We start from the raw sequence: 23921 nt of genomic DNA on the forward strand, positions 1-23921 counted from the left end.
TGTGCGGCAGATCCATGGTGGTCCTCATTGGTTGCAGTTGACTATGGTGGGCGACGCACTGCACCTGCCATTCGGCCTGTTCACCAGGCCACACGGCAGATCCGTCAATCGCGCCTGGATCTGTGTCGAGGCGGCGTCGTGCTCACCGAGGTACATCTGCATGATGCCCGTCATACCGCTCAGCAGGGCCTCTGGCAGATACACCCAGTGCGGATCGAACCCTCGGGTAGATTCGTATGCCCGGTAGGCCCGACTCAGGGCATCGGTGACCGCCGACTTGTTGCCAGTCGGATCTTGCATCCCGAGGGCATCGGCCTCACGAATCGCCATGAGTGCCCGCAGCCTCGGTCCTCCCTGACTCATGGCGGCACGGGATGCGGTTTGGGCATACTGCGCTGCCCGCCGCGTACCCCTGCAACCAGCGCGTCGTGAACGCTCCCCACTCTCGAGAACCCGGGCACGTATGACAGCGTTACGATAAGCAGCCGCATAGTTAAGGATCCACAACCGATGCCGAGGGGAATCTTCACCACAGGCGTGTCCGATTTGTGGGCCGCAGTCAGGGGACGAGTCGGTACGGCCGTCGATTCTGGTGCCGGCGCTTCATCCCAAGGGATCCAGAGATTCGCGGAGATGGCGAGTTCGGCCAGTCGCACCTTGGACACGACCGATCAGTTGTCGCCGATAGGATTGGGCTGGAGTGGTGGACAGCTGGTTTCTTTCGAATTCAAAGACGTACTCAGCGCTCCAATCCGTGATCATCGTGGGCGTATGATCGGTGTTGCACTGCCCAGGGACGTCAAACATCTCGCGCGCATTCGAAGATGGGCCCGCGAGCCGGACCGCCGGAGTGACAAACAGTACATCGATGGGCGGAGCGCTCAAGACTCCGGTATTTCCGCCGGACTTCCTCTTTCCGCTCGTTGGGCCGGCATTGTCCGGGCCACCGGAATTCCGCCGAAGTACGTCAATTTTCATGCCTCTGCCGAGCTGGCCGAGATACAGGTGGCAGTGGGAGGAACTGTGCACCAAGTGGCAACGCCAGGCAAAGTACTGGGGCATTATCTCGCCTATAACCCGTTTTATCGAGTAATTTCCGAAGCGAATCCGAAGGGTCCGACAATCTTGACAGGGTGTGATGTTGCGAGCCCAGCAGCATCGACGGGGCGGGACGCGGTCGCAGAGCTTGAAGCCCACAACGCCGTGTCCGGCCCTGTGTACGGCGCCAAGGGCGATGTGGTACTCGGCACCAAGGAAGGCTCCCACTCCTATATCGAAGTCCGAGGGCTGCCGGGAGACGACATCTACGACGAGCCGTTCGAGCGACTCAGGTAGACCGCTCGCCGGCGCCGACCGGTCACGTTTCGGCGTCGGCACACAGAATTTCGGTACACAGCCGAAACGGGGCGGCGCCCTCAGGATTGAGCAGGACGTCGGTATCGGGTGGGACGATCTCGGGAAGAATGTGCCCGCGGACTGGAATCCACCGATCGACGTCGATGAGCGCTTTCTGCACCTCTGCCGTGACGACAACTACGCAGGATATGCCGTCGACTGCGGCACCGAGGATCGGCCGGTTTTCCTCATCGCAGCCGATTTCCACTATGGAGTTACGAATAGCCGCGACCAGCTCGGTGCCCAGCTGCCCTCCGGTCACAATTGTGCGGAGAATAGCATCGATCGGATCTGTCGGCACGTTCGACGCACTGGGGCGATAACCCGGATTCGGTCGAAAGGGGCCAGCAACGCCATCGACTATATCCCAGCCACCAACAACGAGATGTTCCGGCGGAGACCTATCCAGATCACATTGGTCCCACCCCGGATCGATCAACACCAGCCGTTGTTTCTGCTCAACCACATCCGCTGACGATTCACCCGGCACATCCGCACCTCGCTCACGCTCTCCGCGCACATGATCCCACGAAGCCTGAGCACCTCTCAGCCCCGAGAACACTGGTCCGCCGATCAGCGATGGCGGGTGAGCCACCTCCAGCACTTACGCTCGCTGAGGCGTGCCGTCGGTCCGGCGTCTCTGTTTACAGAAGTCGGCTCTGTCCGTCACCGACCGCCGCGCACCCAGTTCAGGGTCGACCACCAATTGCGTGAGCCTCGGGGCGTTCGACGAGCCGACGATGGTGTGAACTCTGCGAAGAGTGTTTCCGACCGAACTCCGCGCCTGGGGCGCTGCTGAGGTGTTGCGTGTTGAGCAGTATGTGGCGGGACTGACGCATCGACAATGCCGGGTCTGCACGCATTCGCACGACGCACCGGTGTATCCGCACGCGAGCAACGGAACAGTCAGACGGCGACGCAGACTGCCATTGGTGGACTGGGCTGTCGGCAGGTTGCACAGGGGTTTGTGGGGCGGGCGGGGCTCGAACCCGCGACCAATGGATTATGAGATCAAACACTCCGAACGGTGTCCTGACCAGGCGAAATCCTGGTCAGGAACGAGCATACGAGTAAAATCCATTGCTGTCGTTGGCACCGTTGACGATCTTGCATTCCATCATACGATCCGGGGCGCCAGCAGAGCGCGCGGAAGCGCACGGCTATAGGCGCGAGCTACCGCCACGGCGCTCCGCGAACCTCGAACTAAGACCTTCAGCATCTCGGAAAGACGTCACTTCAACGGTGGAGTCCCCGTCCCGTCGGTAGGGCACGTCATCAAGGTACGAGAGCTTCGATTGAGGGGGGATTCGAAGCACGATCACACCCATCCCATAATAGGAGTTGTAGTCCATATTGGCGAGCACGTCACCCTTAAGGGGCTCGCTCAATTTAGAGTTTCGAATTGCATCTTTCCAGCGGGAAAAATAGGCCTCCGTGGTCTCACCCAAGAAATCAGCCTCACGCTTGACCCCGACGACATATCTGGTACCAATCTTCTTGGGCTGTACTCCATAGATGGCTTTGACCCTGTTAGCGTCGGGTTCGTCATCCGTGACACCGATCAAAAGAGTTCCACTATTATCGGGACCGTTGTTGGCAATTGCACATACAGTTTTTACAACTTTATTGAACATCGCCGTATCGATCTTCGGAGGATCTGAAAGCATGAGCAGACCCTGCTTGAGCTCGTAGTGAGGGAGTTCGATTTCGGAACGGCGGAGCGCATTATCTATGTCGACAGTCGAGTGGGCTCCATAGATTTCCCGCTTATTCGCAGCGACCAAATATCGCGAAAGAAGGCCTTTTATTGAATCTATGTTCTTCCTGCGCTCGACGGAGGCCGTCGACTTTCTTCCGGTATCCAACCGGTCATACAACCCGGTCAGAGCATTCTTGACGCCTTTATAGTCCGAGATCCGCTTCTCATCAGTAACGATAGCTTCGTGAATAGCAATAAACAGTACCGCAAACGCCGCAGCAAAAGCGTTAGTTGAAGATTTCCTGAAAAGGATAGTGCGCAGCTTCGCGGAACCATCCGCCTCGCATATCTTTCGAATCTCGTCAACGCAATACTTGAACTCATCCGAGAAAGCTTCAGACCCATAGCTTGCGAGCGCATCCTCGATGCGCCTATTTTCGGGAGTGTCACCCTCATAGATAGCGTCAAGCGCTTCCTTGGAGCGCTCTAGAACGTCTCCGCCGATGACACTCGCAGCTATATCCGCTATACATTGCTCATCCATACTGTCACGGAGGTCAGTCGATCGCAAAATGCCCTGCTGAACCCAGAAGACACCTTCTGCTGCAACCTCGTATCCGTGCTTGGACATTGGCAGGTCGATACTGATCGCGGGCATCTGTTGAAGGTTTAGAACTGTACTGGATGCATCACCCCTAATCTGGCATGCTAATTCGCGCACAAGTTGCGAAAAACTATTTTGAGTTCCGGCTTGCCTGCGTTCTTGATCACTCAGTCGATGACCATAGGTATTGATTCGGCCGAAGACATCGTCTACTTCATCCTCCGTCGCACCGCGCATTACTGTAACCGCCATGACGTAGTCGAGGAATGCGCCGACCTCCCTGCCTGATAAAACCTCGGCACCCTTCGACGATGCAGCCATATCATCGCCCAATCGATCGCGTGCCGTAGGGAATTGACTTATATCAAAATATCGATCTTCAAGCGTTGGGAAAGCTCCCTCGATGAACGAAATAAGAGTATGCAACCTCTGAAGCCCGTCAATTACTTCATATTTGCCACCATCGCGTTCAGCGAGAAGAATAGCGGGAACGGGAAACTTTCGAAGAACCGACTCTATCAGCTTCTGCTTCTCATGCGCTGTCCACACGAGTTTCCTTTGGTACCGACGGTTGACGAATAGCCGTTCCTCGACGTACCAAGAATACAGCGACTGAATTGGTTTAGGCTGGGAGTCCAGTTCTGCCATAGCAAGAATCTTGCCACACGCTTCCGCCAGTGGGCCGTGAAACCCAGTACGGACCCCCACCTTCCGGTTGTGGTCCATTCTGCCCCGGCGTGACCGCCTCACGCGCTCTGTGGCACCACCCGCGCTCCACCGCCCGAAACCCGCGCTCGTACACGACCCTTCGAGGGCACTGAGCGCGTCCCGACGCGCGAACACGCCACCGCAGGTGGCGCAGCGCTAGACGCAACGTCCTCACCCAACGCACCCACGTACCTGACCCCTCTTGTGGTCCCTCTCCTTGTGGTCCCTCTCCTTGTGGTCCCCTCTCAACCCCATTCCCTTCCAGATTGTTTGGTGTTGGCTCCCTCCCCACCCGGCCGACACTCTCTATGAACAGCGAAGCCATAGAGAGTGTCGGCCGGGTGGGGAGGGAGACGACGCCAAACACCCCAGCTCAGCGCACCTTTTTCGCGTCCCCTGATCCGACTTTGATCGGATTCGGAGTCGTATCAAAATCGGATCAGGTCCGGATCAGATCCGAATCAGATCCGGATCGGTTTCCCGCACTGGAGACCACGAGTAGGCCCCGCTGGCATTGCCAGCGGGGCCTACTCGTATGCGGTTGTCGGTGCTGCTGCTCGGGTGGCTACGTGCCGCCGTTGCGGATGCGGACGGCGATTTCGCCGTAAGCGCGGACGCCGAATCCGCTGCGGTTGGGGTACATGCGGTCGCCGAGCCGGAGGTCGAAACCGGCGGCGGTGAGCATCGCGGTCACCGCCGCGACGGCGTCGGCATCGCCGGACAGTCGGACGTTGACCACACTCGTCACTGGTGGGCTCCTTCCTCAAGGTGTTCCTGGGCCGCGGTGAGAGTGCGGGTCACCGAGGACGAGCTGAGGCTGACGTGCTCGGCAATGCGCGCGTGCGACCAGTTCTGTTCGTGACGCAGGCGCAGGATCTCGGTCACCTTCTCCGGGTCACGCCGACCGGACGGGTCAGCGCTGCACAGCAGCTCGGCCACCCGCGCCCACCGGTCGACCTCCGCACCAGGCACCGGTGCGTGGTGCATAGACGCTTCGATCGCGGTCTGTTCGGCAGTGCGCAGCTCCGGGGACGCCTGTCGCGCGGTCAGTTCGGTCGAGGTCGACCGGGTCTCGGTGTGGACCTCGCGCACCGACACGGTGCGTACCGGCTCCGGCCGCTGCACTGGTTCCGGCTCGGTGCGCATCGCCGGTTCGGTGCTGGTGTGGTCGGTGCGTGCGAGTACCAGCAGGGCGACAGTGGCCTGTCCGATGGCACCGTCGATGATGAGCGGGAACAACCATGCCAGGTGTTCGCTCATCCCGACCTGAATCGACAGCTCCCGCAGGGCGTCGAACGACAGCCGGAATGCACCCACCGCGATAGCGGCGGTAAGTGCGACAACAGCCCAGTAGGCGAAGCGTGCCTTGTTCTGGGCGCGCACGAGCAGCCCGACGCCGTGGGTTGCTGCCAGCAACGCGATCGGCGGGAAACTGGCGACGAACGCCGCGACCGGCTGCTTGCCGTCCGGTGCATTGATCCATGCGTGCACGAGGTTGCCCGCGATCGACATCGCCGCGACCAACAGCAATTCGCCCCAGAAGAACCGGATCGCCGACACCTGCTCGCGGGTCCGGGCACCGGCCTGTGCACTGTGTGGTGCGCTGTGGTGCGCAGCAGGATCGCTGCTGCGCACCACGTCCGCACCGGAGCTGAGTCCGGTCACGGCTCACGCACCCTTGCTCGCGGTGGCCGGGGTGTAGACGGCGGTGAACAGCCGCGCCCGCGAGTACTCGGGGTCGGGTCCGGTGTAGGTGACCGACAGGGTCGCACCGATCTCGAAGTCCTCGCTGCCTGCGTTCTCCAGTGCCAGCCCGATGGCCTGTTCCATGCGCCAGGACACGTACAGGTTGCGCGGTCCGGCGCCGGTGTCGAGGGTGACGACGGTCTGCATGACCGGCTGGCCGTCCTCGTCGAGTTCGACCTCACCGGGCGCGCCGCCGAACTTCAGCTTGGGTTCCTCGACGGCGGCGACGATGCAGCCGTAGACGGTGGTGCCGGGCTTGCTGGTCTTGGTGAACGCCGACGCGGGGCGGGCGGCACGGCGGAAACGCTGTCCGAAGGTGTTGCTGCTCATGATGGATGGGTCCTTCCTGTTGTGGTGTTCAGCGGGTGCGGGTCCGGTCGGGCCGGCTGCGGCTGGTCGTTGTGGGGTGCAGGTCGTGGATGCTGCGCGGGGATCGGGGCCGGTCGAGGTAGTGGACCGGTTCCAGTTCGTCGAGGTCGTGTCCGGCGTCGAGGTGGTCACAGAGGTCCTTGCCGTCGCGGGCCTGCATCACCCGGACTTCGCCGACGCGGTCGGCGAGGGATTCGGCGACCTGGGCGGCGTGGCGGTAGCCGGGCCGGTCGCGGTCGGCGACCACAATCACCCGGCCAGCGCCACGCAGCCAGCGGGCGTGGTCGTCGGTCCACTTGCCCGCGCCCATCGCGTTGCACGTCGCGAGCTGCCCGGCCTGGCGGGCTCGCTGCACGTCCTTCTCGCCCTCGCACACGTACAACTCGCGGCCGGTGTCGAGCGCTTCGCGCACGTCGGCGAGCTGCCACGGCAGCGGAGCGAACCCGGTGTTGACCCACTCGGTTCCGGTCCAGTGCCGCTGGTAGAAGCTCTTGGTGTGCCCGTGCTCGTGCGGGGTGTGCAGCCGCACCACCGCGCCCTCGACGCGGCCGCCCGGCCACCGATAGACGTAGGTGTCAACCGCCTCGGGCTCCCCGATCTGGGCACCCAACTCCCGCTTGGCGGGCAGCGGGAACCGAGCCGCGAGAATGGCTTTCTCGACCGGGGAGGCGACGGCAACCGGGCGGGCGGGCCGCCCGCTGCCCGCGTACGGCCGACGAGCAGAACCCTGCTGGTTGGTGCGCTCGGGCAGCCGGTCCCACAGATCGCGCACCCGCAACCCGATGCGGTCGAGCACGTCCTGGTCGTCACAGCGTGCCCAGCAGCGCACCATCGTTTTGCCCTGCCGCGGGTCATACCGCACACCCAGGCTGGGGTTGTGGTGGTGGCCGTCGCCCTCGTGCACCGGGCACAGGTAGTTCGTCCACTGCTGCGGCTCCCGAGGCCACTTGGCAGGACCCACCCGGCGAATCAACGCCGCGGTCACCACCTCATACGAATGGCCCTGCTGCGGAGGCTGTTCGGACATCGTCACCGCCCCCGCTCGATCTCCGGCCGCTGGGCGGCGGTGAGGATGCGGGCCTGCTCGATACTGCGCCGCTGCACGGCGTTCAACGCATCGGCGCCAGGCAAGGACAGCATCCGCCGCACGGAGCTGGGCGAGCGCGACCACAAGTCGTGCACGTCCTTCAGGTACTTCCACTCCCCCGGATGCGGCCCGTTGCGCCACCCCTGGTCGATAGCTTCTTGCTGGGCGTACAGGCTGTGGATCTCCACCTCACCGGCGCCCGGCCGGTCCCGCAGCCGCGACAGCCGATCGACCTCGGCGAACGCTTCGCGCATCGCTTCCTCGTGCTCGATATGCATGACTCACCGCCCCCGCTGCACGCCGCGGCTGCGTGCGGGCTGCTGCTGTTCGATGTCGGGGTTGGTGTGGCGGTGGAAGGCGTCGCGGACGGTTTGGCTGTCGCGGATCGCCAGATGCAACGAGTGCTGCAAGCTGCGGTATTGCAGCTCGGTCGCTCCGGCGCCGTCGTTGTAGACGATGTTGTCCACCAGCCGGAACATCGGCTCCGGCGAGCGCCGCCAATCCTCGTAGGCGTCATCGAGGTACCCCCAGTGCTCAGCGTGCGGGCCGTCGGACCACCGCTTACCGATCTCCCGCCGCTGGGCGGTGATGCGGTCGCGGTCGGCGTTGGTGGCGGTCGGCTGCTGCATGTCTTCGCCGAGCTGGGTGTATCGGGCGAACTCGATACGCATCGCTTCCTCGTGCTCGCGTTCCATGTCAACGGGTCCGCTCGATACCGTTGCGGCCGTTGCCGTTCCGCTCCGGGCGCGGCCAGGACTGGGTGTCGGGACCGGCCTGCTCGCGGCCGGTCCCGAGGTCGTGCAGGTAGCTGGCGCGCTTGCCCACCGGTCCGGTGTCGTTGCCCGGCTGTACCGAGTTGCGAAGCTGCTCCAGCGTCGGATTCGATTTCTCCTGCTCCGCGCCGTGACCGTTGGCGGCGGTGCGGCGTGAGCGGTTGCCGTAGCGCTCCTGCTCGGGAGTGGACTGCACGAGCTTGCGCACCGCTTCGTCGCGTTCCTGCTTGAGCTGGTCACGCTCGGCGGTCAGCTGCTCGATGCCCGGTCGAGCGCGCAATGCGTCGACCTCTGCGGACAGGCGCAGGTTGCGGTTCTTCAACGCCTCGATGTGCCCTTCGGCGGAGTCGAGTTTGCGGCGGATCTCGTCGCGGTCGGCGGTGACCGAATCCAGGCCGCGTTGCAGCATCCCGACCCGGTTTTCCAGCCGATCCCGGTCGGCGGTCATGTCGTTCAACTGGCGCTCCACCTGCGCCAACCGGTCGACGCCAGCGGTTTCGGGTGGGCGTTCGCGGTCGGTGTTCTCCCGCTGCCGGGCGGGCTGCTCGGCCTGCTCGTGGTGAACCTGCCCGGACAACGCCCGCTTACGCAGTACGGTCTCCCGGTCGGCGAGCTCTTCGGCGACGGTCTCGGGGCGGCCGTAGTCGACGTACTGCTTCGCGGCGTTGAGGGTGTCGCGGGTCTTGACTGCCAGAGTGGTGCCGTCCGACCACGACGTGCCGCTGATGTTGCGCTGCAACCAGCTGGTGGCACTGTGCTCGGTGGCGAACGAACGGGATTCGGTCAGCTTCCCGCCGTCCGGGTCGGTCCACGTCATTTCCGCGGTGTAGCGGTCGCGGTGGGCTTGGGCGGCGTCGATACGCGCCAGCAGCGACTCCTCGGCGTTGGCGCGGCGCGCGGCGTCCAGGCTGTGCTGCCAGCCCTGCTCACGCTCCACCTCGGCACGCTGCCGGGCGTTGACCGTCTCCCGAGCGACGTGGGCGCGGTAGCGCAGTGCGTCGATGCCGCGGACCTTGTGTGCTTTGGCGAAGAGGTTGCCGACCTTGAAATGCGGGAAGATCGTCGCCGAGTCCAACCCGTCGAGGGCTATGCCCTGCTCGGTGCGGGTCAGGTGCTCGTTGGCGATGAAGCCGCGGGCCAGGCGGTTGCGGTGCTCGGCCAGGGCGTGAGCGTCGCGGGCGCGCCGGTCATGGTCCACGCGCGGGTCGTTCGCGCGGTCGGCGACCGTTTGGACATGCACGCGGTAGCGGTCGATAGCCTGACTCGTCCAGGTCAGCTGATGCTTGCGCATCACCTCGGCCTCGCGGCGCTGCTCGCGTAGCGTCCGGCTGATCTCCTTGCGGATCTTGCGACGCTCCAGAAAGTTGCGGGCCTGGGCGTGTAGCCGGGTCAGCTCCGGCAGCGATCGCGCGAACTTGCGTGCCTCGGCGATCATCTCGTCCTCAGGGCTACGGTCGGTCATTGCGGTGAATTCCTCTCTCTTGTGGTTGGTTTCGGTGCTCATCGGGTCCGCTCGACGCGGTTGCGGCGGCGGTCGAGTTCGTCGGCTGCGGCGTCGGTGAGCTTGAGGCGGGTCGCGTACCGGCCGCGAGCGCGGGACAGCAAGATGTCGGCGGCGTCCAACTTCTCGTCCGCCATCGCCAGCGCGGTTTCCGCGCCGAGCGCGGCCTCGGCGGGGTCGAGCGGGTCGCCGAGGTTGTCGACCGCCAACTCGTCGGGGTGTCGGCGCAGGGCGGCGTACTCGCGCCGGATCGCGCTGATCTCGCGGCGCAGCTGGAACAGCCGGTCGTCGACGTTGTGCAGGCGCTCGTACAGATCAACCGGCGCGGTGCGGATCGGGTCGTCGGGGGTTCGGTTGGTGCTCAACGGTTTTCCTTTCTTGTGGTTGGTTACTGGGCCGGGGTGGTGCGGTTGGTCTCGTGCTTGGTGCGGGCGCGGTCGATGCGCTCGACCAGGGCGCGCAGCAGCCCGACGATGGCGGTCGCGACGGCGGCGACGGCGTGGCTGACGCCAGCGGTGACGGTGCTGATGGCCTGCGGCAGGGGCGGGCGGTGGGCGGCGTTCCACCACAGGTAGGCCACCCACGCGCCGCCGTAGACGGCCAGCGGACCGGCCACCAGCGGCCCCTCACCCCATCCGGCGGTCACGGCTGCGCCGACCACAACGGCGGAAGCTGCCGCAGTACGCCGCGCGGTCTGCGCCTGTGACCGCGCCGGGACCGGCGCCACCGGGGCCGCGGCCTGCTCGGTGGGTTCGTCGTCGAGGTCGGGCACGACGGTCAGCGCGGCCCGGCGCACCGGCCTGGTGTCGGCGGCGGGTTGTTCCGTCTGTGCTGGTGTGGTGGTCGGGGCGGTGTCGAGGTCGGCGATACCGGCCAGCCAGTCCTCGACTTCGTCGGCGAACAGCTCGCCCGCGATCGCGGGATCGGTCGGTGTCGCAGCGGGGTCGGGCCGCCGCTGGCCCTCGTCGTCGTTGTCGTCGTGGGGTCGGATGATGCGCATGGTGTTGCCTTTCAATCGGTTTCGGAGAAGGGGGGTCAGGCAGTCACGTCGGCGGTGACGGCCTCGATCTCGGGATCGGCGCTGGTCGTGCCCGGCAGGGGGCGCACGGTGGCCGGATCGACGGGCACGACGTGCCCGAATTGGGCGCGGCCGGCCTTGGCGTAGACGAACTGTCCGGTGTCGAACTGGCGGACGCGGTCGGGGTCGACCAGCCACTTCTCACCGACCGACACCTGACCTTCGTCGCCGGTGCGCTGGCCCTTGATCAGGTGCCGCGACGGCAGCATGTGCCGGACCGACCCGAAGTGCTTGCACAGCTCTCCGGCGTTCTCGACGTAGCCGAGCAGCACCCCGCCCGCACAGGACTTCAAGATCCGGTCAAGCGCCCACTGATCCCCGGCGACACCCTCGGGACTCTGGGCGGCGAACAGCACGCTCACGCCCTGGGAGCGGCCCCGCTCGCACACCTCTTCCAGCCCGATCGAGCCCTGACCGGTGGTGAGCGCGCTCAGCTCGTCGATGATCAAGGTGACGCTGCGACGCTGGTCCTTGGCGGTGCGGGCCGCGCGCTGCATCAGCATCCGCAGGATGGCGGCGACCTGAGCGCGGGCGGCGTCCTTGTCCAGGCCCGGCACGGTCACATACAGCACGTCGAGGTCGTCGAGGTCAACACCGCCGTCGAACACCATCCGCCCGTCCTCACCCTGGAGGCTGTCGAACAGGTTGGATGCCTTGATCAGCATGTCGGCGAGCTGGTCGACCTTCTCCGACTGGAGGGCTTCGACCATCCGCTTCACATCCGGGGCGTTGCCCCACAGATCCAGCAGCGTCTCGGGATTCAAGCGCTCCAGGAACTCCCGGCTCGACCGCGGCGGCCCGGCCGGAGCATCCACGACCAGCGAGACGATGCGGCGGCGCAACTCGTCGAAATGCTGACCTTCCGACGTCGACGCCTGTCCGGCGTTGAGCATGTCGCCGAGCACGGCCCGCTGGTCGCGGGCCCGCATAGCCCACACATTCAGGCGGGCACCGTGAGGAACCTCGGCGATGCGGTCAGCGGCGATACCGCGGCGCTGGGCGATCTCGCGCAACTCGTGGCCCAAGACCTTGTCGTCGTTGCCGCCCTTGCAGGACACGACCACCAGCAGCGGGCGCGGGTGCTTGCCCCGCATGCCCGGCACGTCCTTCCACCGCTGCCAGGCGTTCCACTCGTATTCGAGCATCCCGACCGCATACCGCTTGATCAGCTCCGTCTTGCCCGAGCCAGTCGTGCCGAACGCGGCCATCTGGCGGCGCGCTTCCCTGTGCGGCACCACCATCCACGCCTGATGCCGCGCGGTCAGCTCCGACCACAAACCCAGGGGGTGCGCCGAGCGCCGGTCCGCCAGCGGACCCAGCACGATCCCGTCCGTTGTGGTGAACGGGGCACCAACCGACCGCGCGGCGCGAGCGGCCCCGGCGAACTGGCGTGCGGCCAGCGCCGCCTGCACCCGCTCGGTGCGGCCCAGGTTCTTCAACCCGACCGTGTTGGTCTTGTGCACGAACGACGCCCACCAGTACGTCGCCGCCAGCGCGGCCACCGGGGCAGCGAGCAGGACCATCGTGCGCAGCCCGCCCACGTCACCGTCGGCGACCCGCGCCGCACCCGACCACAACAGGGAAGCGGGCGTGATCCACGATCCACCGGCCATCGCCGACGCCGCGGGCAGCAGCAGCGACCCGATCGCGAAGTTGCGCAACCGGTGCGGCGCCAACGGCCACCGCGCCGCGACGGCGACGATCATGACCAGCATCGCCACGATCACGACACCGCACACCGTCGCTGTCGAGGCCGCGTCACCGGCCGCGGACAAGTCCAGCGTCGGCAGATCCCAGCCTTCGACGTGGCGGATCGGCGGCGCCTGAGGCACCAGCGTGCCGCTACCGGCGCCCGGCTCCACTGGCGGCAGGTCCGGCTGTCCGGTGGTGGGGACTTGCGGGCTGCCGTTGGGGTGGCAGTCCTGGGGAGTGATGATCGGCTGGCAGTTGCTCATGACGCTTCCTGAGTGAGAAGAAGGTTCGGGCGCCGGGTCTTGCGGGCGGCGCGGCCCTGGTTTCGGCGGGTGAGGAACTGGCTCCACTCCTCGTCGAAGTCGCCGATCGCGAACAGCAGCTCGACCGCGGCGAGTTCGCGGGGCAGCCGCTGGTAGGCGGCATTGACGGTGTTGATGACGCGCTGGGAACGGCACAGGTAGAGCAGGCCCATCACGGCCTCGTCCTCGCTGTCGCGGGCGGCGCGGATCGCGCCTGCCAGCGCGGTGTCCATGTGGATGCGGTCCTTGGCGCTCAGCTCGATCTCCAGCGCCCACCAGCCGTGCTGGCCGCCGACCTCGCCGAGGAACCGTCCGTCATGCACGTGCGGGCGTCCCTTGCGCGGGGTACGGCTGTCGCTGAACACCACGTGCCCGGACTTCAACTCGGCGGCAGCGACTTCGGCGCGGCGGCGCAGCACGCGCTCGGACACCCACAGTTGCGGGTCGGAACCGACCAGCATCACCCGCGCCTGCGCGACGGCGCGGTAGTGGTTGGCGTACATCAGCGGCGGCTTCCAGTCCTTGGGTCGCCACCCCAGATACCGCTCGGCCACCTCACGCCGCGGGTACACCCACGCCCGGCCACGCTGCACCGACAGCAGCGGATGCACCATCCGCCGCTTCAGCAGAGCGTCGGCGAGGTCGTAGGCGCTGCTGAGGCTGCTGAAGCTCATGAGCTCGGCCAAGACATCGACCTGCATACCGTGCATGTCGACCAGCGCGGCCAGCGCCGCGTCCTGCTGAGCCGACAGGCCCTTACTGCCCTGTACCGCCAGCACCCGGCCCAACGACCCGTACGGGATGCCGATCTCCTCGGCGATCTCCTGCTTCGTCAGCCCCTGCTCACGCAGCCGCGTCGCCTCACCCAGGCACGACTCGACCTGAGCCAGCGAAAGACCCAGCTGCTCGCCGATCTGCCGGTAGGACATGCCCTGATCACGCAGCCCGCCGACGATCTGGGCACGGTGGCGACGCTCCAACGCGGTGTAGCGGTCGCCGCTCCTCCTCTTGTGGTTCATCGGGTTCGCTCCCTTCCCTGCCGCGAGTTGCGTCTGTGACCGGCCGTGCGGCGGCGCTCGGCGATGTCGGCGCGGGCCTGCGCGATGAACTCGCGCATCTCCGTCGCATCGACTCCTCGCCGTTCCGCGGCCATCGCTGAGCGCGTCCACCGCGCCAGCTGCAATGCCTCCAGCTGCGCCTCGCTCGAAACTCGTTTCGGCACCGCCGATTCCGCGTCGTACAGGTGCGCCTTCAGTGGCCCTCGCGAACCACCCCGAGCACGCAGCACCTGCGCCTCGTACTCACCGCTGGGGCTCTTGCCCTCACGGGCGAGCTGGCGACGGGTCCGCAGATGCTGCGGCGCCAAACCCCACGGCCAGGTCGGGATACCGAACCGTTTGCCATCCGGATCGTGGAACCTGCTCATCGCGACCGCTCGATCCTGCGGGAACGCTCCCGCCGCAGACGGCCAGATTCAGGTGCGATCTGAGCGCGGATCTTCGCCGCCGACGGCGGATCGTGGCGGTAGTCGAGCGCTCGGTTCCACACCGTGGCCCACTCGTCGTGCACCTGCGCGCCGGTGGCCCCCACGTGCCGAATCCTCGACATCTCGAACTCGTTGTCGCAGTAGTCCTTCGCCTCCGACGCGTCATCAGCGGCGCACGCCATGTCGACCAACACCCCGTGAACGAGGTTCAAGCGCGCTTCCTCGGCCTCCAGCTCCGCTCGCTCCCGGCGACGGTCCTGCGCGCTCACCGCGCCACCCCCTCGCGCAACTGCGAACGCGGCACGCACGACCCCGCCGGTTCCGCCGGAACCCCGGCGTCCACCGGACGGCAGATGTTCGGCGACGGCACGTAGTCCTGCTGGTCGATCCACGCAGCGGTGCAGCCGCCCATGCCGATGAGCAGCAGCATGCCGAGCGCGGCCACCTGCACCATCGGCGGCAACAACCCCAGCGGGGCGAACACCGCGCTCGTGCCGGTGAACTCCGGACCGGCCATCGAATGCAGCGGGTTGTGTCCGCCACGGCGATCGAGATGGGTGACCGTGTACCCCTGAGCAGGCGGGTCCTGCCGCCACGGTGCGCTCATCGCCGGACCTTCCATCGCCTCGACGACCGCCAGAACGCGATCGCGCCCAGCAACATCACCGTGAAACCAACAACCTCAGGCGTCGTCAGCACGAGGTAGCCGACCGCGATAGCGGCAACCGCCAGACCGAATGTCCGCACACGCATCAGCACTCACCGCCCTTGCGCTTCCGGCCGCGCCGACGGCGGACCTGCGCAGACTTCAATGCGAGCCGCGTGTAATGAGCCTTCCGAGCCTGATCAGCGCGGTACGCGCGCTCTTCCGGGCTCAACAGCCCGTCCGGGTCGACAATGCGGTCGAACTTGCTTGCCATCGCCGCCCGCGCCTTAGCAGTGCGCGCCGCGCGATCGGAAGTCTTCGCCCAGGACTCGTGTGCGGCGATACGCGCCTGCAACGTCCGCTCGACGGGGGTGCTCATGCCACACCGCCGTGTACGACTGTCGCGGCGGGTCGAATGAGCCCCAGCACCTCGTCGCGTTCTACCCGCAAGAGGCGGCCATTCACCCGGAACCCGTTGAGATCACCGGCCGCAATCCAGTTCCGGATCGTTTTGGTGTCGACGTCGACGAGCGCCGCCGCAGTCTTGAGGCTGATCAGATTCCGCGCCTCCGTAGAAGCCTTGTCCATCAGTGCCCGCTCCTTCAAAAGTGGGAAATTGCTTGCAGTTCCACACTTTTCGCTGAAATGTCGGGCGCAATGACCACATAGGTGGACTTGTCCAGACGTCTCAGGTACCGTTGAAGAAGTCCCTAGACGTCCCTGAAATTGGAGGCGAAATGGCGAACGAACGCCTTCGCAATGCGATGCAGCAGGCTGGCCTCGACATCCCCGACGTCGCGGACAAGGCCGGTGTGGAACCGAAGACCGTCGAACGGTGGATCACGAAGGGTCGCGTGCCCTACCCGAAGCACCGGCATGCGGTCGCCTCGCTGGTCGGAGAAACCGAGAACTACTTGTGGCCGGATGCTCTCGCGCCAGAACGAAAGGTCGAGGTTGCACAATCAGAGGTCCTGACGGTCTACCCACACCGCAGTGCAATTCCAAGTGACCTGTGGAAGCGGCTGCTGTCGAGCGCGAGCGAACAACTCGATGTCCTCGTGCTCGCGGGCTTGTTCCTTGCCGAGGAGCCCGAATTCACACGAACCCTTCGCAAGAAGACACGCGACGGGCTGAAGGTTCGACTGCTGTTCGGTCGCCCGACCGCGGCGGAAGCCGACAAGCGGAGCGCCGAGGAACGCCTGGCGGCAGGCACCGTCCCCTCGCGTATCAACAACGCACTGGCACTGATCGAGCCGCTGGCCCAGATTGACGGCGTCGAACTTCGATACCACGACACGACGCTCTACAACTCGGTGTTCCGATTCGACAACGAGATGATCGTCAACATGCACGTCTACGGGCTGCCGGGTGCGCACGCCCCCGCGCTTCATCTGCGCCAGTTGCCCGCTGGCGACATGTTCGAGACGTATATGACCAGCTTCGAGCACGTATGGTCGAACGCGACCCCCGAAAGGTGATCGTTCATGGCCCGGACCGACTATTTTCACGACCCTGACGCGCCCACGCCGAACAGCGTCAAGGTCGCCGTTAGTGCATTTGTGCGCGATTCACAGGGCAGAATCCTGATGATCCACCGCACCGACAATGATCACTATTCGATTCCTGGGGGCGGGCTCGAAGCGGGCGAGACGGTGACACAGGCGCTCGTACGAGAGGTCAAAGAGGAAACCGGGATCGACGTCCAGGTCACCGACCTCATCGGAATATTCTCGAATCCGGAGCACGTCATCGCATACGACGATGGTGAAGTCCGTCAAGAGTTCTCCATCTGCTTTCGCGCCGACCCAATCGGAGGCGAACTCAGAACCAGTTCGGAGTCGAAGGAAGTCAGATGGGTTGCACCGAGCGATGTTTCTTCTCTGGACGTCCATCCATCGATCGCGCTTCGTATTGAGCGGGGCCTGACTCCTTCAGCGCGGCCGTATTACACGTGACAGACGGTGAACAGCTGACTATTCACGCAACAGCTTCTCGGTACGGTCAACTGCTTCGATCAGCTCAGGCGCGGCCTCAGCCAACGACCTGGATACGACATGATCCGGGCCGTACCGTTCGCGGACCTCGGCAATGCGACTGAGCACATCCGTCGTCTCACCGGTTGGGGTCGTCGTGATATCCGCCCACCACAGCGCGTCGCGGAGTGCTGTCTGCTCATCCGGCCAGCTGATCTCTATATTGCGGTTGCGCGCCTCGACACAAGCACACGAATGGTTGGCGACGAGAGCGCACAATCGCTCCGGCGCGCCCTCCCGCCGCAGGAACTCGGCACCATCAACCGGATGAAATCCGGTCTCACGGATCGACGGCGCGTAGCCGATGTCATGCAGCCACGCCGCAGCCAGCAATAGGTCGCCGTCGTCAACCACATCGACGGCCTGCTGAGCATGCCGAGCAACGCATTGGACGTGCTGCCACCGCCGAGACATGCCGACGAGATTGCGCCGTGCCAGCTGCGCAGCCCACGCAACGAAGTCATCGGTCATACAAGCAACCGTATCGCCTTGCCACATGACCTCCTGTTGCCCCCGACTGCGCCGTCCGGACGGCCCTACAGCTTGTCTCCCAGTCGTGCCCGCCGATGCGCCGACTTCGCACGGCTGTCGGCCACCGCGGCGCCGTACCGTGCGAGCATCTGACGCGACCGCCATCCGGCGAGCATCATCAGGTCCTGCTCCTGGCCGCCGCTGTCGAGCCAGGTATGCGCGAAGAAGTGGCGGAGCTGATGAGGATGCAGACGTTCGATGCCGGCCGCGTCGCATCGACGCTGAAGCATCTGGCGGATACCGGAGTCGGTCATCACTCCGGAATAACCGAGCCACAGAGCTGGATTGTCGTTCTTCGCGCCCGGATGCTTCGCACGGACCCGAAGGTATCTCCGCAGCGCCGTTCGGGTCTTGTCACCGAACGGACATGTCCGCGGGCGGCCGCCCTTGCCGATCACCAGCACTGTGTTCTCGTTGAAGTCGAGCGAGTCCACCTCGAGCGGCGCAAGTTCGCCGCACCGCATCCCCGTGTCGGCGAACAACCGGATGATGGCGTTGTCGCGTCGGTCGGCGAAATCGACCCCATCACACTCCGCGAGAAGAGCTTTCACCGCGTCCATGCTCGGCACGGGCACCTGCCGATCCGGGACCGCGGGCGGGCTCATCTTGTCGAACGGATTCGCATCGATGATCTCCTCGGCCGCGAGGTACTTGAAGAACTGTTGCAGCGATCGGTACTGGCCGCGCGCGTATTCCGGCGACAGCGGCTCACCGCTGCGCCGATTGGGCCGCGTGAGCAGATCCTCGATGTAGCCACCGATGTGGGCGCGGGTGATGTCCGGCGCCGTTGTCGGCAGCTCGCGCTCCTCGAGGTAGGCCGCGAAGTACCTGATCCGCGTGAGGTAGCCGTCGATGGTCTGCTTGCTCCGGTTCTTGCGGCGCAGCTCCGTCGCGAAGTCCTCCGCAAGCTCTCGGATGTTGTCCAGATCCAGCCCCATGTCCGGATTCTACCGGCAAAATACATTGCTGTCGGAGCACTGTTCTGGATCAACTCGGCTGTCGAGTTCGACATTTCCGCAGATGAGAGGGGTTTTGTGGGGCGGGCGGGGCTCGAACCCGCGACCAATGGATTATGAGTCCACGGCTCTAACCGACTGAGCTACCGCCCCGTGCCGCGGGAAACCGCGAGCGTTGGGGATGCTACCGGGTCCGGTGGGGTCCAGACCAGTCGGCTGGCTTAGGGTGAGGGGTCGGAAACTTACTGGAGGGTCAGGTATGGCCGGTCTGTTCACGAAGGTGCTGAAGGCGCATCAGTGGGTGTACGAGAACAGTGGTGGGCTGGTGGGTCATCGGCTGCTGCTGGGGAATCCGACGTTGTTGCTGCGGACGGTAGGGCGCAAGTCCGGCAAGGAGCGGACTTCGGCGCTGACGTACGCGCGGGACGGCGCGGACTATCTGGTGACGGCGTCCAATGGCGGATCGCCGCGGCCGCCGGGGTGGCTGGCGAATCTGAAGGCGCGACCGGAGTGTGAGATCCAGGTCGGGCGGCGGAAACTGACGGTGCGGGCACGGGCGACGCTGCCGGATGATCCCGATTACGCCCGGCGGTGGGCGATCGTCGACAAAGTGAATCAGGGTCGCTACAGCGCCTATCAAAAGCTGACCAAGCGGCCCATCGCGGTCGTGGTGCTGACCCCGGCGGGTCAGTCGTCGCGGTAATCCTCGTCCCAGTCGTCTTCGTAGCCCTCGGCGTCGTCACGGTCGTCCCATGGCTCGGCATCCTTGGGTGGCCGGCTGGCAAATTGCACGACAGCGACGACGAAGCCGAGGACCACGATCACGATGCCGACGACGAGCAGAGTTTCCACCCCGGCACCCTAGCGCCGTCGCCCAGGCAGCGCACTACGTCGATTGTCCAGTTCGCCGCTTTGTTCACACTGTTAACAAAGTGCGCCCCACCGCCGTCCTGGACTCGATGGCGGCGTGCGCCTGATCGGCTCGGTCGAGCGGGAAGGTCTGGCCGATGACGACCTCCAAGCGGCCCGCGGCGACCTCTTCCTGGGCTCGCCGGGCGAGCGCCTGCCAATCGGTCTCGGCGCCGGTGATGTCGAACAGCCCGTAGACGTTGATACCGCGCGCCTGCACGGCCTCCTGGTCCAGCGTCGCGAATTCGCCTGCGGCAGCGCCATATCCGAGGAAGCGCCCGCCGTCCGCGACCGCTGTGAGCGCGGCCTCGCCGAGCGCGCCGCCCGCGCCGTCGAGCACCACGTGCGCGCCGTCGCCCCCGGTCGCGGCGCGCGCCTTCGCCGCCCAATCGGGCGCGGAGTAGTCGACCACCGCGGTGGCGCCGAGCCGCTGGGCGAGTTCCAGCTTCGTGGCGCCACGCGCCGCGGCGACGACGTTCGCGCCCGCCGCACGGGCGAGCTGGATCAAGAGGATGCCCAGCCCGCCGCCCGCGGCGGTGATGAGGACCCATTCCCCCGGCCGGACGGTGGCGCGGTCGAACACCGCGAGCGCGGTCCTGCCGTCGTGTGCGAGCGCGACGGCCTGGGCCGCGGTCAGTTCCTCGGGCACCGTGACCAGCGTGTCCACCTTGGCCAGCGCCTTCTCGGCGTATCCGCCGATCGGCAAGCCGCCGCCGATGCCGCTGGCCGCGGTCGGCGTAGACACCCGCTTGCCCACCCACGCCGGATCGACGTCGGGACCGACCGAGGACACCACGCCGGCGATCGCCCCGCCGGGCACGTAGGGCGGCTCGATGGCGAAGAAGTCGGTTCCCCAGCCGCTCCGCAGTCGGGTGTCCAGGAACATCACATCCGCGGCGGCCACATCGACGACCACCTCTCCCGGCCCGGCCACCGGATCCGGCAGCTCGCGCACCACGAGCACTTCCGGTCCACCGAACTCAACGGCCTGCACAACCCGCATGACTCATCCTCCGTCGTTTCTTGCTGTCTCGAACGAAGATCAGCATGAAACCTGAAGATGAGTTGAGGTCAAATCGTGCGTCAGGATCCGCCGCCACCGCAGCTGGAACTACTGCCGCCGCCACAACTCGAGCTGCTGCCGCCGCCACAGCTGGAACTGCTGCCGCCACTACAGCTGGAACTACTCCCCCCGCCGCAACTGCTGCCGCTTCCACCGCCGCAACTGCCGCCGTGATGATGAGGGTGATGCCCACCCCCGTGCGGCTGGTCGAATCCGCCGATCAATCCGGCTCCACCGGCGGCCCAGAACGGGTCATTGGATCCCCCCTCGTTATATCCTCCGCTCCGGTACCCGCCGCGCCACGGACCGTAGGGTGGCGGCGGCGGAAACTGATTGCGCTGCGAGCGGATGATGACGACTACGACGATGATCGGAACCGCCACGAGGAGCAGCACCATCAACAGGATGAACAACAGGATGAGTGCGCTCATGTCAAAACGGTAGCGGCCGATCGGCCGCACGTACAGTGAACTGTGGTGAACTTCAGGTTCCGCAGGCCCACCGCGCACGATATCGACTTGGCGACCGTGCGCGCCGCCGTCGACGCGCTGGAACTGCCCGAGGCCGTGTACAAGACCTGCCCTTGGCAGCCAAGGGAACTGGTGGCCACGGGCCTGCGGCAATGGCTGCTCTGCTGCGGCGCTGCCATGCGCGACGACCAGGTGATCGGTATGCCGTCGCACGCGGTGGACGAGGCATGGCACGGGTTGATCCTGTGCACCAAGCGCTACGCCGATTTCTGCGCGAGAGCCTATGGTCGTTTCCTGCACCACTTCCCGGAAGGCGACGGGCCTGCCGACGAGTCGCACGGAACCATGGCGGAGCAACTCGGCCGCACGGTGGTGGCGTGGTCCTTCGTGGCCGCTCCGGATGAGGAATGCGTGCTGTGGGATCTGGATCGGCGGGTCGGTGTCGAGCACCCGTGGGGCATCGAGGCCGAGCGAGTCGTCACCATCGAGGCCGAACTCGCCCGGACCGCCGCTTCCTGGTGCCGCGTCCAGGAAGGTTGATGCTGTAACTGTCACCTGGGTGGCGGGTTGCTCTCGGGCGTGTGAGCGGTGGTGGTGATGGTGATGGCCTCTGCGCAGCATCAGCCGGTCGGGTTGATAACGAAGCTGAGGCAGGTGTCGGAATCGTATGTGCGACAAGGGATCACGACTTCCACCCCGGTCCCACGACATCGTCGAACAGTCACGGCCTGAGTTTGCGTGCTGCGGGCGAGTTCTATGAAGCGCTCAGTAGGATTGGGAACGGAACTCTGCCAGCAGCGCTTTTTTCATTTCATTGGACAGGCCGGGCGAGGGTTGGTGGTTCAGCGCGTTGATGGTGTGGCGCAGTTGGTCGAGATAGCGGTCGCACCCGTCGCAGTACTGCAGATGGGCGAGGAACCGTCGCTCTTCGTCGTCGCTCAGGGCGCCTTCGAGAAAGTCGGTGACCCGTTCAACAAGGTCGATGCAGTGAATTTCCTCCATCAGGGCACCTTCCTGTCCATTCGCCGGTGGGTGTTCTCGGCCGAGGCGAAGTACTCCTCCAGTTGTCCTCGGACGAAAGCACGCGCACGATGCAGTAATACTCGCTCGTTGGCCGCGGAGATCTCGAGTATCTCGCGGACCTCGTGCGACCCGTAGCCGAGCACATCGCGCAGGTTGATCACCATGCGTTGTCGAGCAGGCAGTTGTTCGAGCGCCGCGGCTATCACCGCGCGCACCTCGTCGTCGAGCAAGGCCTGCTCCGGTGAGGGCCACGGCGTCGGCGGCGACCACCAGTGACCCGCGTACGGCTCTCCCTCGGGTCGAAACAACGCGGAGTCAACCGTGGGTCCGGTGTCTGTTTCCAAAGAGCTCATCGGAACACTACGAGCTTCCTGGAGACCACGGCGTTTGGCCGTGTTGACCAAGACGCGGTACACCCAAGTCTGCAACGAGGAGCGACCTTCGAATTTGTCGATGCCGCGGATGACGGCGATCCAGGTTTCCTGCACCACCTCGCAGGCCGACTCGTGGGTCGAGACGTAACTTCTCGCTACCTGGATCATCCCACCTGACCAGTTGTCCAAGACGAGCTCGAACGTGGCCGCATCACCGTTCCGCAAGCCAGCGAGCAGGACGGTTTCCTCTGTGTCGTTCCATTTCGACATCCGTGTCTCCAGGCGTGCGAGGCGAGAGGGCCGCCGGGCTTCGCTGAGTGCGGCCCGAAGTCGAAGCCGGCAATCCGGTCGTGAGAACGGATGCCCGTTCATTTCAGTCCAGGTCGAGTTCGTAGTACAGCGAAACAGGCCCTCGGCCTTTGCCTTCGTGGCAATCGAAACCGTGTTTCTCATAGACGCGGCGTGCGGCGCGGTCTTCCTCGGTGGTGGTCAGATCCATGTATGTCGCCCCGCGTTCGCGGGCGTGATCGAGAATCGCCATCAGGAACTTTGAGCCTATGCCGCGTCCACGCAGCGGCGGAATCACGTAGAACTCGGCGAGATAGGCTTCGGAATTCGCCGACCACGTACTGGTCCGGAACCGAAGTACAGCCACTGCGACCGCCGGATCACCGACGAGTAGAACACTGGTGTCTCCGCCCGCGATCAACGTCGACAGATGATCAGCCAGCCACGCCGGATCAGGGGCGGGATCGTTGTATTCCCGGTTGAAATCCACCAGCAGTTGGGCAGCGGCAGCAGCCAGGTCCTTCGCCTCGGCAGGTACCACGCGCACCAACGTGTTGCTCGGGTCGGCTACACCGGAATAGTTCATCGCTTGCCCCCCACTTTCACGGCCACACGGGAGTCCAATGACGCCGGGCCTGCTCCGGTCCAGGTCAGAGCGAGCGCGACGAGCAGCATTGCCGGCGCGAGGCCGAGGTGAAAGTAGCCGCCCTCTTGTATCCCGGCGGTGCAGATCGCGCCCACCATGGTGGCCGCGAGCCCGGCAGCGGCCAGGCGGGCACCGAGGCCGAGGACGAGCAGCGCCCCGCAGCCCAACTCGAGCAGGCCGACCAGAATGACGATCAGGGCCGAATCCGGAAAGCCCCACTCCACGAACGCGGCCGCTTCTTCCTCGTAGTAACTCGAGAACGGAAACTTCGAGGTGGAGGCGAGGACGAAGAATGCGCCGACCACGATTCGCACGATCGCGACTGTGACCGCCCAGCGTCCGGATACCCGGCTTTCCAGCATGCGAAGCGCCCAGGGCTGGTCGGCATCGCCGCCGCCGCGGGGGCCGGAGCCCGCCGCCGCGGTGGCTGCTTCTGCGGACGTGGGCAAGGGGGGGTCGTACATGGAGTCTCCTTCCAAGCGGATAGCTTCAGAAGGCTCAGTGTCAGCACAGCCGGCAACCGTTACATCGACCTCCGACGA

33 protein-coding genes and 1 tRNA gene are annotated in these 23921 nt (G+C 65.3%); 6 read left to right on the top strand and 28 right to left on the bottom strand.

The window, feature by feature from the left end; all coding sequences use genetic code 11:
* Positions 1-24: 24 nt before the first annotated feature.
* Complete coding sequence (locus tag K8O92_00110) at positions 25-330, bottom strand: hypothetical protein (GenBank protein ID UAK32496.1); 306 nt, start codon at positions 328-330, stop codon at positions 25-27.
* A gap of 441 nt (positions 331-771) precedes the next feature.
* Between K8O92_00110 and K8O92_00115 the strand changes: the two genes are divergently transcribed.
* Complete coding sequence (locus tag K8O92_00115; GenBank protein UAK32497.1) at positions 772-1335, top strand: hypothetical protein; 564 nt, start codon at positions 772-774, stop codon at positions 1333-1335.
* A 22-nt stretch (positions 1336-1357) separates the two neighbouring features.
* Here K8O92_00115 and K8O92_00120 read toward each other — a convergent pair whose 3' ends face one another.
* The 18 genes from K8O92_00120 to K8O92_00205 all read right to left on the bottom strand — a co-directional run bounded on the left by K8O92_00120 (position 1358) and on the right by K8O92_00205 (position 15674).
* The gene (locus tag K8O92_00120; protein ID UAK32498.1) at positions 1358-1999 is read right to left on the bottom strand and encodes a type VII secretion system-associated protein; all 642 of its coding nucleotides are present in this window, start codon (positions 1997-1999) and stop codon (positions 1358-1360) included.
* Positions 2000-2555: 556 nt separating this feature from the next.
* Positions 2556-4346, bottom strand: coding sequence for a DUF262 domain-containing protein (locus K8O92_00125; protein ID UAK32499.1), 1791 nt, complete (start codon positions 4344-4346; stop codon positions 2556-2558).
* Positions 4347-4971: 625 nt separating this feature from the next.
* Entirely contained in the window at positions 4972-5154 is a 183-nt protein-coding gene (locus K8O92_00130; protein UAK32500.1) for a hypothetical protein, read from the bottom strand.
* Positions 5151-6071 carry a DUF2637 domain-containing protein gene (locus K8O92_00135; protein ID UAK32501.1) on the bottom strand — a complete coding sequence of 307 codons (921 nt, stop codon included), beginning with the start codon at positions 6069-6071 and terminating at the stop codon, positions 5151-5153. Before K8O92_00135 ends, K8O92_00130 begins: the two co-directional genes overlap by 4 nt.
* Before the next feature lie 3 nt (positions 6072-6074).
* Entirely contained in the window at positions 6075-6482 is a 408-nt protein-coding gene (locus K8O92_00140) for a hypothetical protein (protein ID UAK32502.1), read from the bottom strand.
* A gap of 28 nt (positions 6483-6510) precedes the next feature.
* Complete coding sequence (locus K8O92_00145; protein ID UAK32503.1) at positions 6511-7548, bottom strand: toprim domain-containing protein; 1038 nt, start codon at positions 7546-7548, stop codon at positions 6511-6513.
* A 2-nt stretch (positions 7549-7550) separates the two neighbouring features.
* Positions 7551-7886 carry a hypothetical protein gene (locus K8O92_00150; GenBank protein UAK32504.1) on the bottom strand — a complete coding sequence of 112 codons (336 nt, stop codon included), beginning with the start codon at positions 7884-7886 and terminating at the stop codon, positions 7551-7553.
* 3 nt (positions 7887-7889) lie between these two features.
* On the bottom strand, positions 7890-8303 hold the full coding sequence (locus tag K8O92_00155) for a hypothetical protein (protein ID UAK32505.1): 414 nt from the start codon (positions 8301-8303) through the stop codon (positions 7890-7892).
* Between the two features lies 1 nt (position 8304).
* Positions 8305-9843, bottom strand: a complete 1539-nt coding sequence (locus K8O92_00160; protein UAK32506.1) for a hypothetical protein — start codon at positions 9841-9843, stop codon at positions 8305-8307.
* 38 nt (positions 9844-9881) lie between these two features.
* Positions 9882-10247, bottom strand: a complete 366-nt coding sequence (locus K8O92_00165) for a hypothetical protein (protein UAK32507.1) — start codon at positions 10245-10247, stop codon at positions 9882-9884.
* A gap of 23 nt (positions 10248-10270) precedes the next feature.
* The gene (locus tag K8O92_00170; GenBank protein UAK32508.1) at positions 10271-10882 is read right to left on the bottom strand and encodes a hypothetical protein; all 612 of its coding nucleotides are present in this window, start codon (positions 10880-10882) and stop codon (positions 10271-10273) included.
* 35 nt (positions 10883-10917) lie between these two features.
* On the bottom strand, positions 10918-12915 hold the full coding sequence (locus K8O92_00175; GenBank protein UAK32509.1) for a type IV secretory system conjugative DNA transfer family protein: 1998 nt from the start codon (positions 12913-12915) through the stop codon (positions 10918-10920).
* Complete coding sequence (locus K8O92_00180; GenBank protein ID UAK32510.1) at positions 12912-13973, bottom strand: hypothetical protein; 1062 nt, start codon at positions 13971-13973, stop codon at positions 12912-12914. The genes K8O92_00175 and K8O92_00180 overlap by 4 nt, the downstream gene beginning before the upstream one ends.
* Positions 13970-14380 (bottom strand): hypothetical protein, encoded by a 411-nt coding sequence (locus tag K8O92_00185; GenBank protein UAK32511.1) that lies wholly within the window; start codon positions 14378-14380, stop codon positions 13970-13972. Before K8O92_00185 ends, K8O92_00180 begins: the two co-directional genes overlap by 4 nt.
* On the bottom strand, positions 14377-14709 hold the full coding sequence (locus K8O92_00190; protein UAK32512.1) for a hypothetical protein: 333 nt from the start codon (positions 14707-14709) through the stop codon (positions 14377-14379). The genes K8O92_00185 and K8O92_00190 overlap by 4 nt, the downstream gene beginning before the upstream one ends.
* Complete coding sequence (locus tag K8O92_00195; GenBank protein ID UAK32513.1) at positions 14706-15047, bottom strand: hypothetical protein; 342 nt, start codon at positions 15045-15047, stop codon at positions 14706-14708. The genes K8O92_00190 and K8O92_00195 overlap by 4 nt, the downstream gene beginning before the upstream one ends.
* A 145-nt stretch (positions 15048-15192) precedes the next feature.
* A complete protein-coding gene (locus K8O92_00200; GenBank protein UAK35343.1) occupies positions 15193-15441 on the bottom strand; it encodes a hypothetical protein in 249 nt (82 codons plus the stop codon).
* A gap of 20 nt (positions 15442-15461) precedes the next feature.
* A complete protein-coding gene (locus K8O92_00205) occupies positions 15462-15674 on the bottom strand; it encodes a helix-turn-helix domain-containing protein (protein UAK32514.1) in 213 nt (70 codons plus the stop codon).
* Between the two features lie 149 nt (positions 15675-15823).
* Here K8O92_00205 and K8O92_00210 point away from each other — a divergent pair, with 149 nt between their 5' ends.
* Together K8O92_00210 and K8O92_00215 are read left to right on the top strand one after the other, a co-directional pair.
* A complete protein-coding gene (locus K8O92_00210; GenBank protein UAK32515.1) occupies positions 15824-16564 on the top strand; it encodes a helix-turn-helix domain-containing protein in 741 nt (246 codons plus the stop codon).
* A 6-nt stretch (positions 16565-16570) separates the two neighbouring features.
* Positions 16571-17041, top strand: a complete 471-nt coding sequence (locus K8O92_00215) for an NUDIX domain-containing protein (protein UAK32516.1) — start codon at positions 16571-16573, stop codon at positions 17039-17041.
* A gap of 18 nt (positions 17042-17059) precedes the next feature.
* Here K8O92_00215 and K8O92_00220 read toward each other — a convergent pair whose 3' ends face one another.
* From K8O92_00220 to K8O92_00230, 3 genes are all read right to left on the bottom strand, one after another.
* A complete protein-coding gene (locus tag K8O92_00220; GenBank protein UAK32517.1) occupies positions 17060-17590 on the bottom strand; it encodes an HD domain-containing protein in 531 nt (176 codons plus the stop codon).
* Between the two features lie 65 nt (positions 17591-17655).
* The gene (locus K8O92_00225) at positions 17656-18588 is read right to left on the bottom strand and encodes a tyrosine-type recombinase/integrase (protein UAK32518.1); all 933 of its coding nucleotides are present in this window, start codon (positions 18586-18588) and stop codon (positions 17656-17658) included.
* 97 nt (positions 18589-18685) lie between these two features.
* Positions 18686-18759: transfer RNA gene (locus K8O92_00230), tRNA-Ile, on the bottom strand.
* Positions 18760-18865: 106 nt separating this feature from the next.
* Here K8O92_00230 and K8O92_00235 point away from each other — a divergent pair.
* Positions 18866-19309, top strand: a complete 444-nt coding sequence (locus K8O92_00235; protein UAK32519.1) for a nitroreductase family deazaflavin-dependent oxidoreductase — start codon at positions 18866-18868, stop codon at positions 19307-19309.
* On the opposite strand, the gene K8O92_00240 is transcribed toward K8O92_00235, so the two are convergent.
* Complete coding sequence (locus K8O92_00240; GenBank protein ID UAK32520.1) at positions 19294-19458, bottom strand: hypothetical protein; 165 nt, start codon at positions 19456-19458, stop codon at positions 19294-19296. The genes K8O92_00235 and K8O92_00240 overlap by 16 nt on opposite strands.
* A 64-nt stretch (positions 19459-19522) precedes the next feature.
* Positions 19523-20518 carry a zinc-binding dehydrogenase gene (locus K8O92_00245; GenBank protein ID UAK32521.1) on the bottom strand — a complete coding sequence of 332 codons (996 nt, stop codon included), beginning with the start codon at positions 20516-20518 and terminating at the stop codon, positions 19523-19525.
* 75 nt (positions 20519-20593) lie between these two features.
* Here K8O92_00245 and K8O92_00250 point away from each other — a divergent pair, with 75 nt between their 5' ends.
* Together K8O92_00250 and K8O92_00255 are read left to right on the top strand one after the other, a co-directional pair.
* Positions 20594-20752: a hypothetical protein gene (locus tag K8O92_00250; GenBank protein UAK32522.1), complete on the top strand. Its 159-nt coding sequence runs from the start codon at positions 20594-20596 to the stop codon at positions 20750-20752.
* Between the two features lie 338 nt (positions 20753-21090).
* Entirely contained in the window at positions 21091-21588 is a 498-nt protein-coding gene (locus K8O92_00255) for a hypothetical protein (GenBank protein ID UAK35344.1), read from the top strand.
* Positions 21589-21813: 225 nt separating this feature from the next.
* Here K8O92_00255 and K8O92_00260 read toward each other — a convergent pair whose 3' ends face one another.
* The 4 genes from K8O92_00260 to K8O92_00275 all read right to left on the bottom strand — a co-directional run bounded on the left by K8O92_00260 (position 21814) and on the right by K8O92_00275 (position 23843).
* Complete coding sequence (locus tag K8O92_00260; GenBank protein ID UAK32523.1) at positions 21814-22050, bottom strand: zf-HC2 domain-containing protein; 237 nt, start codon at positions 22048-22050, stop codon at positions 21814-21816.
* Entirely contained in the window at positions 22050-22715 is a 666-nt protein-coding gene (locus tag K8O92_00265) for an RNA polymerase sigma factor (GenBank protein UAK32524.1), read from the bottom strand. The genes K8O92_00260 and K8O92_00265 overlap by 1 nt, the downstream gene beginning before the upstream one ends.
* A gap of 103 nt (positions 22716-22818) precedes the next feature.
* Complete coding sequence (locus tag K8O92_00270; protein ID UAK32525.1) at positions 22819-23319, bottom strand: GNAT family N-acetyltransferase; 501 nt, start codon at positions 23317-23319, stop codon at positions 22819-22821.
* Positions 23316-23843 carry a DoxX family membrane protein gene (locus K8O92_00275; GenBank protein UAK32526.1) on the bottom strand — a complete coding sequence of 176 codons (528 nt, stop codon included), beginning with the start codon at positions 23841-23843 and terminating at the stop codon, positions 23316-23318. Before K8O92_00275 ends, K8O92_00270 begins: the two co-directional genes overlap by 4 nt.
* Positions 23844-23921 lie beyond the last annotated feature (78 nt).

This window comes from Nocardia asteroides (genome assembly GCA_019930625.1).
GTDB lineage: Bacteria > Actinomycetota > Actinomycetes > Mycobacteriales > Mycobacteriaceae > Nocardia > Nocardia sputi.

Bases quoted from the DNA above. Each gene is read 5' to 3' on its own strand.
- K8O92_00220 (UAK32517.1), bottom strand. From the start codon at position 17,590: ATGACCGATGACTTCGTTGCGTGGGCTGCGCAGCTGGCACGGCGCAAT.
- K8O92_00125 (UAK32499.1), bottom strand. From the start codon at position 4,346: ATGGCAGAACTGGACTCCCAGCCTAAACCAATTCAGTCGCTGTATTCT.
- K8O92_00265 (UAK32524.1), bottom strand. From the start codon at position 22,715: ATGTCGAAATGGAACGACACAGAGGAAACCGTCCTGCTCGCTGGCTTG.
- K8O92_00115 (UAK32497.1), top strand. From the start codon at position 772: ATGATCGGTGTTGCACTGCCCAGGGACGTCAAACATCTCGCGCGCATT.
- K8O92_00140 (UAK32502.1), bottom strand. From the start codon at position 6,482: ATGAGCAGCAACACCTTCGGACAGCGTTTCCGCCGTGCCGCCCGCCCC.
- K8O92_00145 (UAK32503.1), bottom strand. From the start codon at position 7,548: ATGTCCGAACAGCCTCCGCAGCAGGGCCATTCGTATGAGGTGGTGACC.
- K8O92_00160 (UAK32506.1), bottom strand. From the start codon at position 9,843: ATGACCGACCGTAGCCCTGAGGACGAGATGATCGCCGAGGCACGCAAG.
- K8O92_00175 (UAK32509.1), bottom strand. From the start codon at position 12,915: ATGAGCAACTGCCAGCCGATCATCACTCCCCAGGACTGCCACCCCAAC.
- K8O92_00275 (UAK32526.1), bottom strand. From the start codon at position 23,843: ATGTACGACCCCCCCTTGCCCACGTCCGCAGAAGCAGCCACCGCGGCG.
- K8O92_00225 (UAK32518.1), bottom strand. From the start codon at position 18,588: ATGGGGCTGGATCTGGACAACATCCGAGAGCTTGCGGAGGACTTCGCG.
- K8O92_00110 (UAK32496.1), bottom strand. From the start codon at position 330: ATGGCGATTCGTGAGGCCGATGCCCTCGGGATGCAAGATCCGACTGGC.
- K8O92_00150 (UAK32504.1), bottom strand. From the start codon at position 7,886: ATGCATATCGAGCACGAGGAAGCGATGCGCGAAGCGTTCGCCGAGGTC.
- K8O92_00195 (UAK32513.1), bottom strand. From the start codon at position 15,047: ATGAGCGCACCGTGGCGGCAGGACCCGCCTGCTCAGGGGTACACGGTC.
- K8O92_00155 (UAK32505.1), bottom strand. From the start codon at position 8,303: ATGGAACGCGAGCACGAGGAAGCGATGCGTATCGAGTTCGCCCGATAC.
- K8O92_00205 (UAK32514.1), bottom strand. From the start codon at position 15,674: ATGGACAAGGCTTCTACGGAGGCGCGGAATCTGATCAGCCTCAAGACT.
- K8O92_00215 (UAK32516.1), top strand. From the start codon at position 16,571: ATGGCCCGGACCGACTATTTTCACGACCCTGACGCGCCCACGCCGAAC.
- K8O92_00270 (UAK32525.1), bottom strand. From the start codon at position 23,319: ATGAACTATTCCGGTGTAGCCGACCCGAGCAACACGTTGGTGCGCGTG.
- K8O92_00260 (UAK32523.1), bottom strand. From the start codon at position 22,050: ATGGAGGAAATTCACTGCATCGACCTTGTTGAACGGGTCACCGACTTT.
- K8O92_00235 (UAK32519.1), top strand. From the start codon at position 18,866: ATGGCCGGTCTGTTCACGAAGGTGCTGAAGGCGCATCAGTGGGTGTAC.
- K8O92_00185 (UAK32511.1), bottom strand. From the start codon at position 14,380: ATGAGCAGGTTCCACGATCCGGATGGCAAACGGTTCGGTATCCCGACC.
- K8O92_00210 (UAK32515.1), top strand. From the start codon at position 15,824: ATGGCGAACGAACGCCTTCGCAATGCGATGCAGCAGGCTGGCCTCGAC.
- K8O92_00170 (UAK32508.1), bottom strand. From the start codon at position 10,882: ATGCGCATCATCCGACCCCACGACGACAACGACGACGAGGGCCAGCGG.
- K8O92_00180 (UAK32510.1), bottom strand. From the start codon at position 13,973: ATGAACCACAAGAGGAGGAGCGGCGACCGCTACACCGCGTTGGAGCGT.
- K8O92_00245 (UAK32521.1), bottom strand. From the start codon at position 20,518: ATGCGGGTTGTGCAGGCCGTTGAGTTCGGTGGACCGGAAGTGCTCGTG.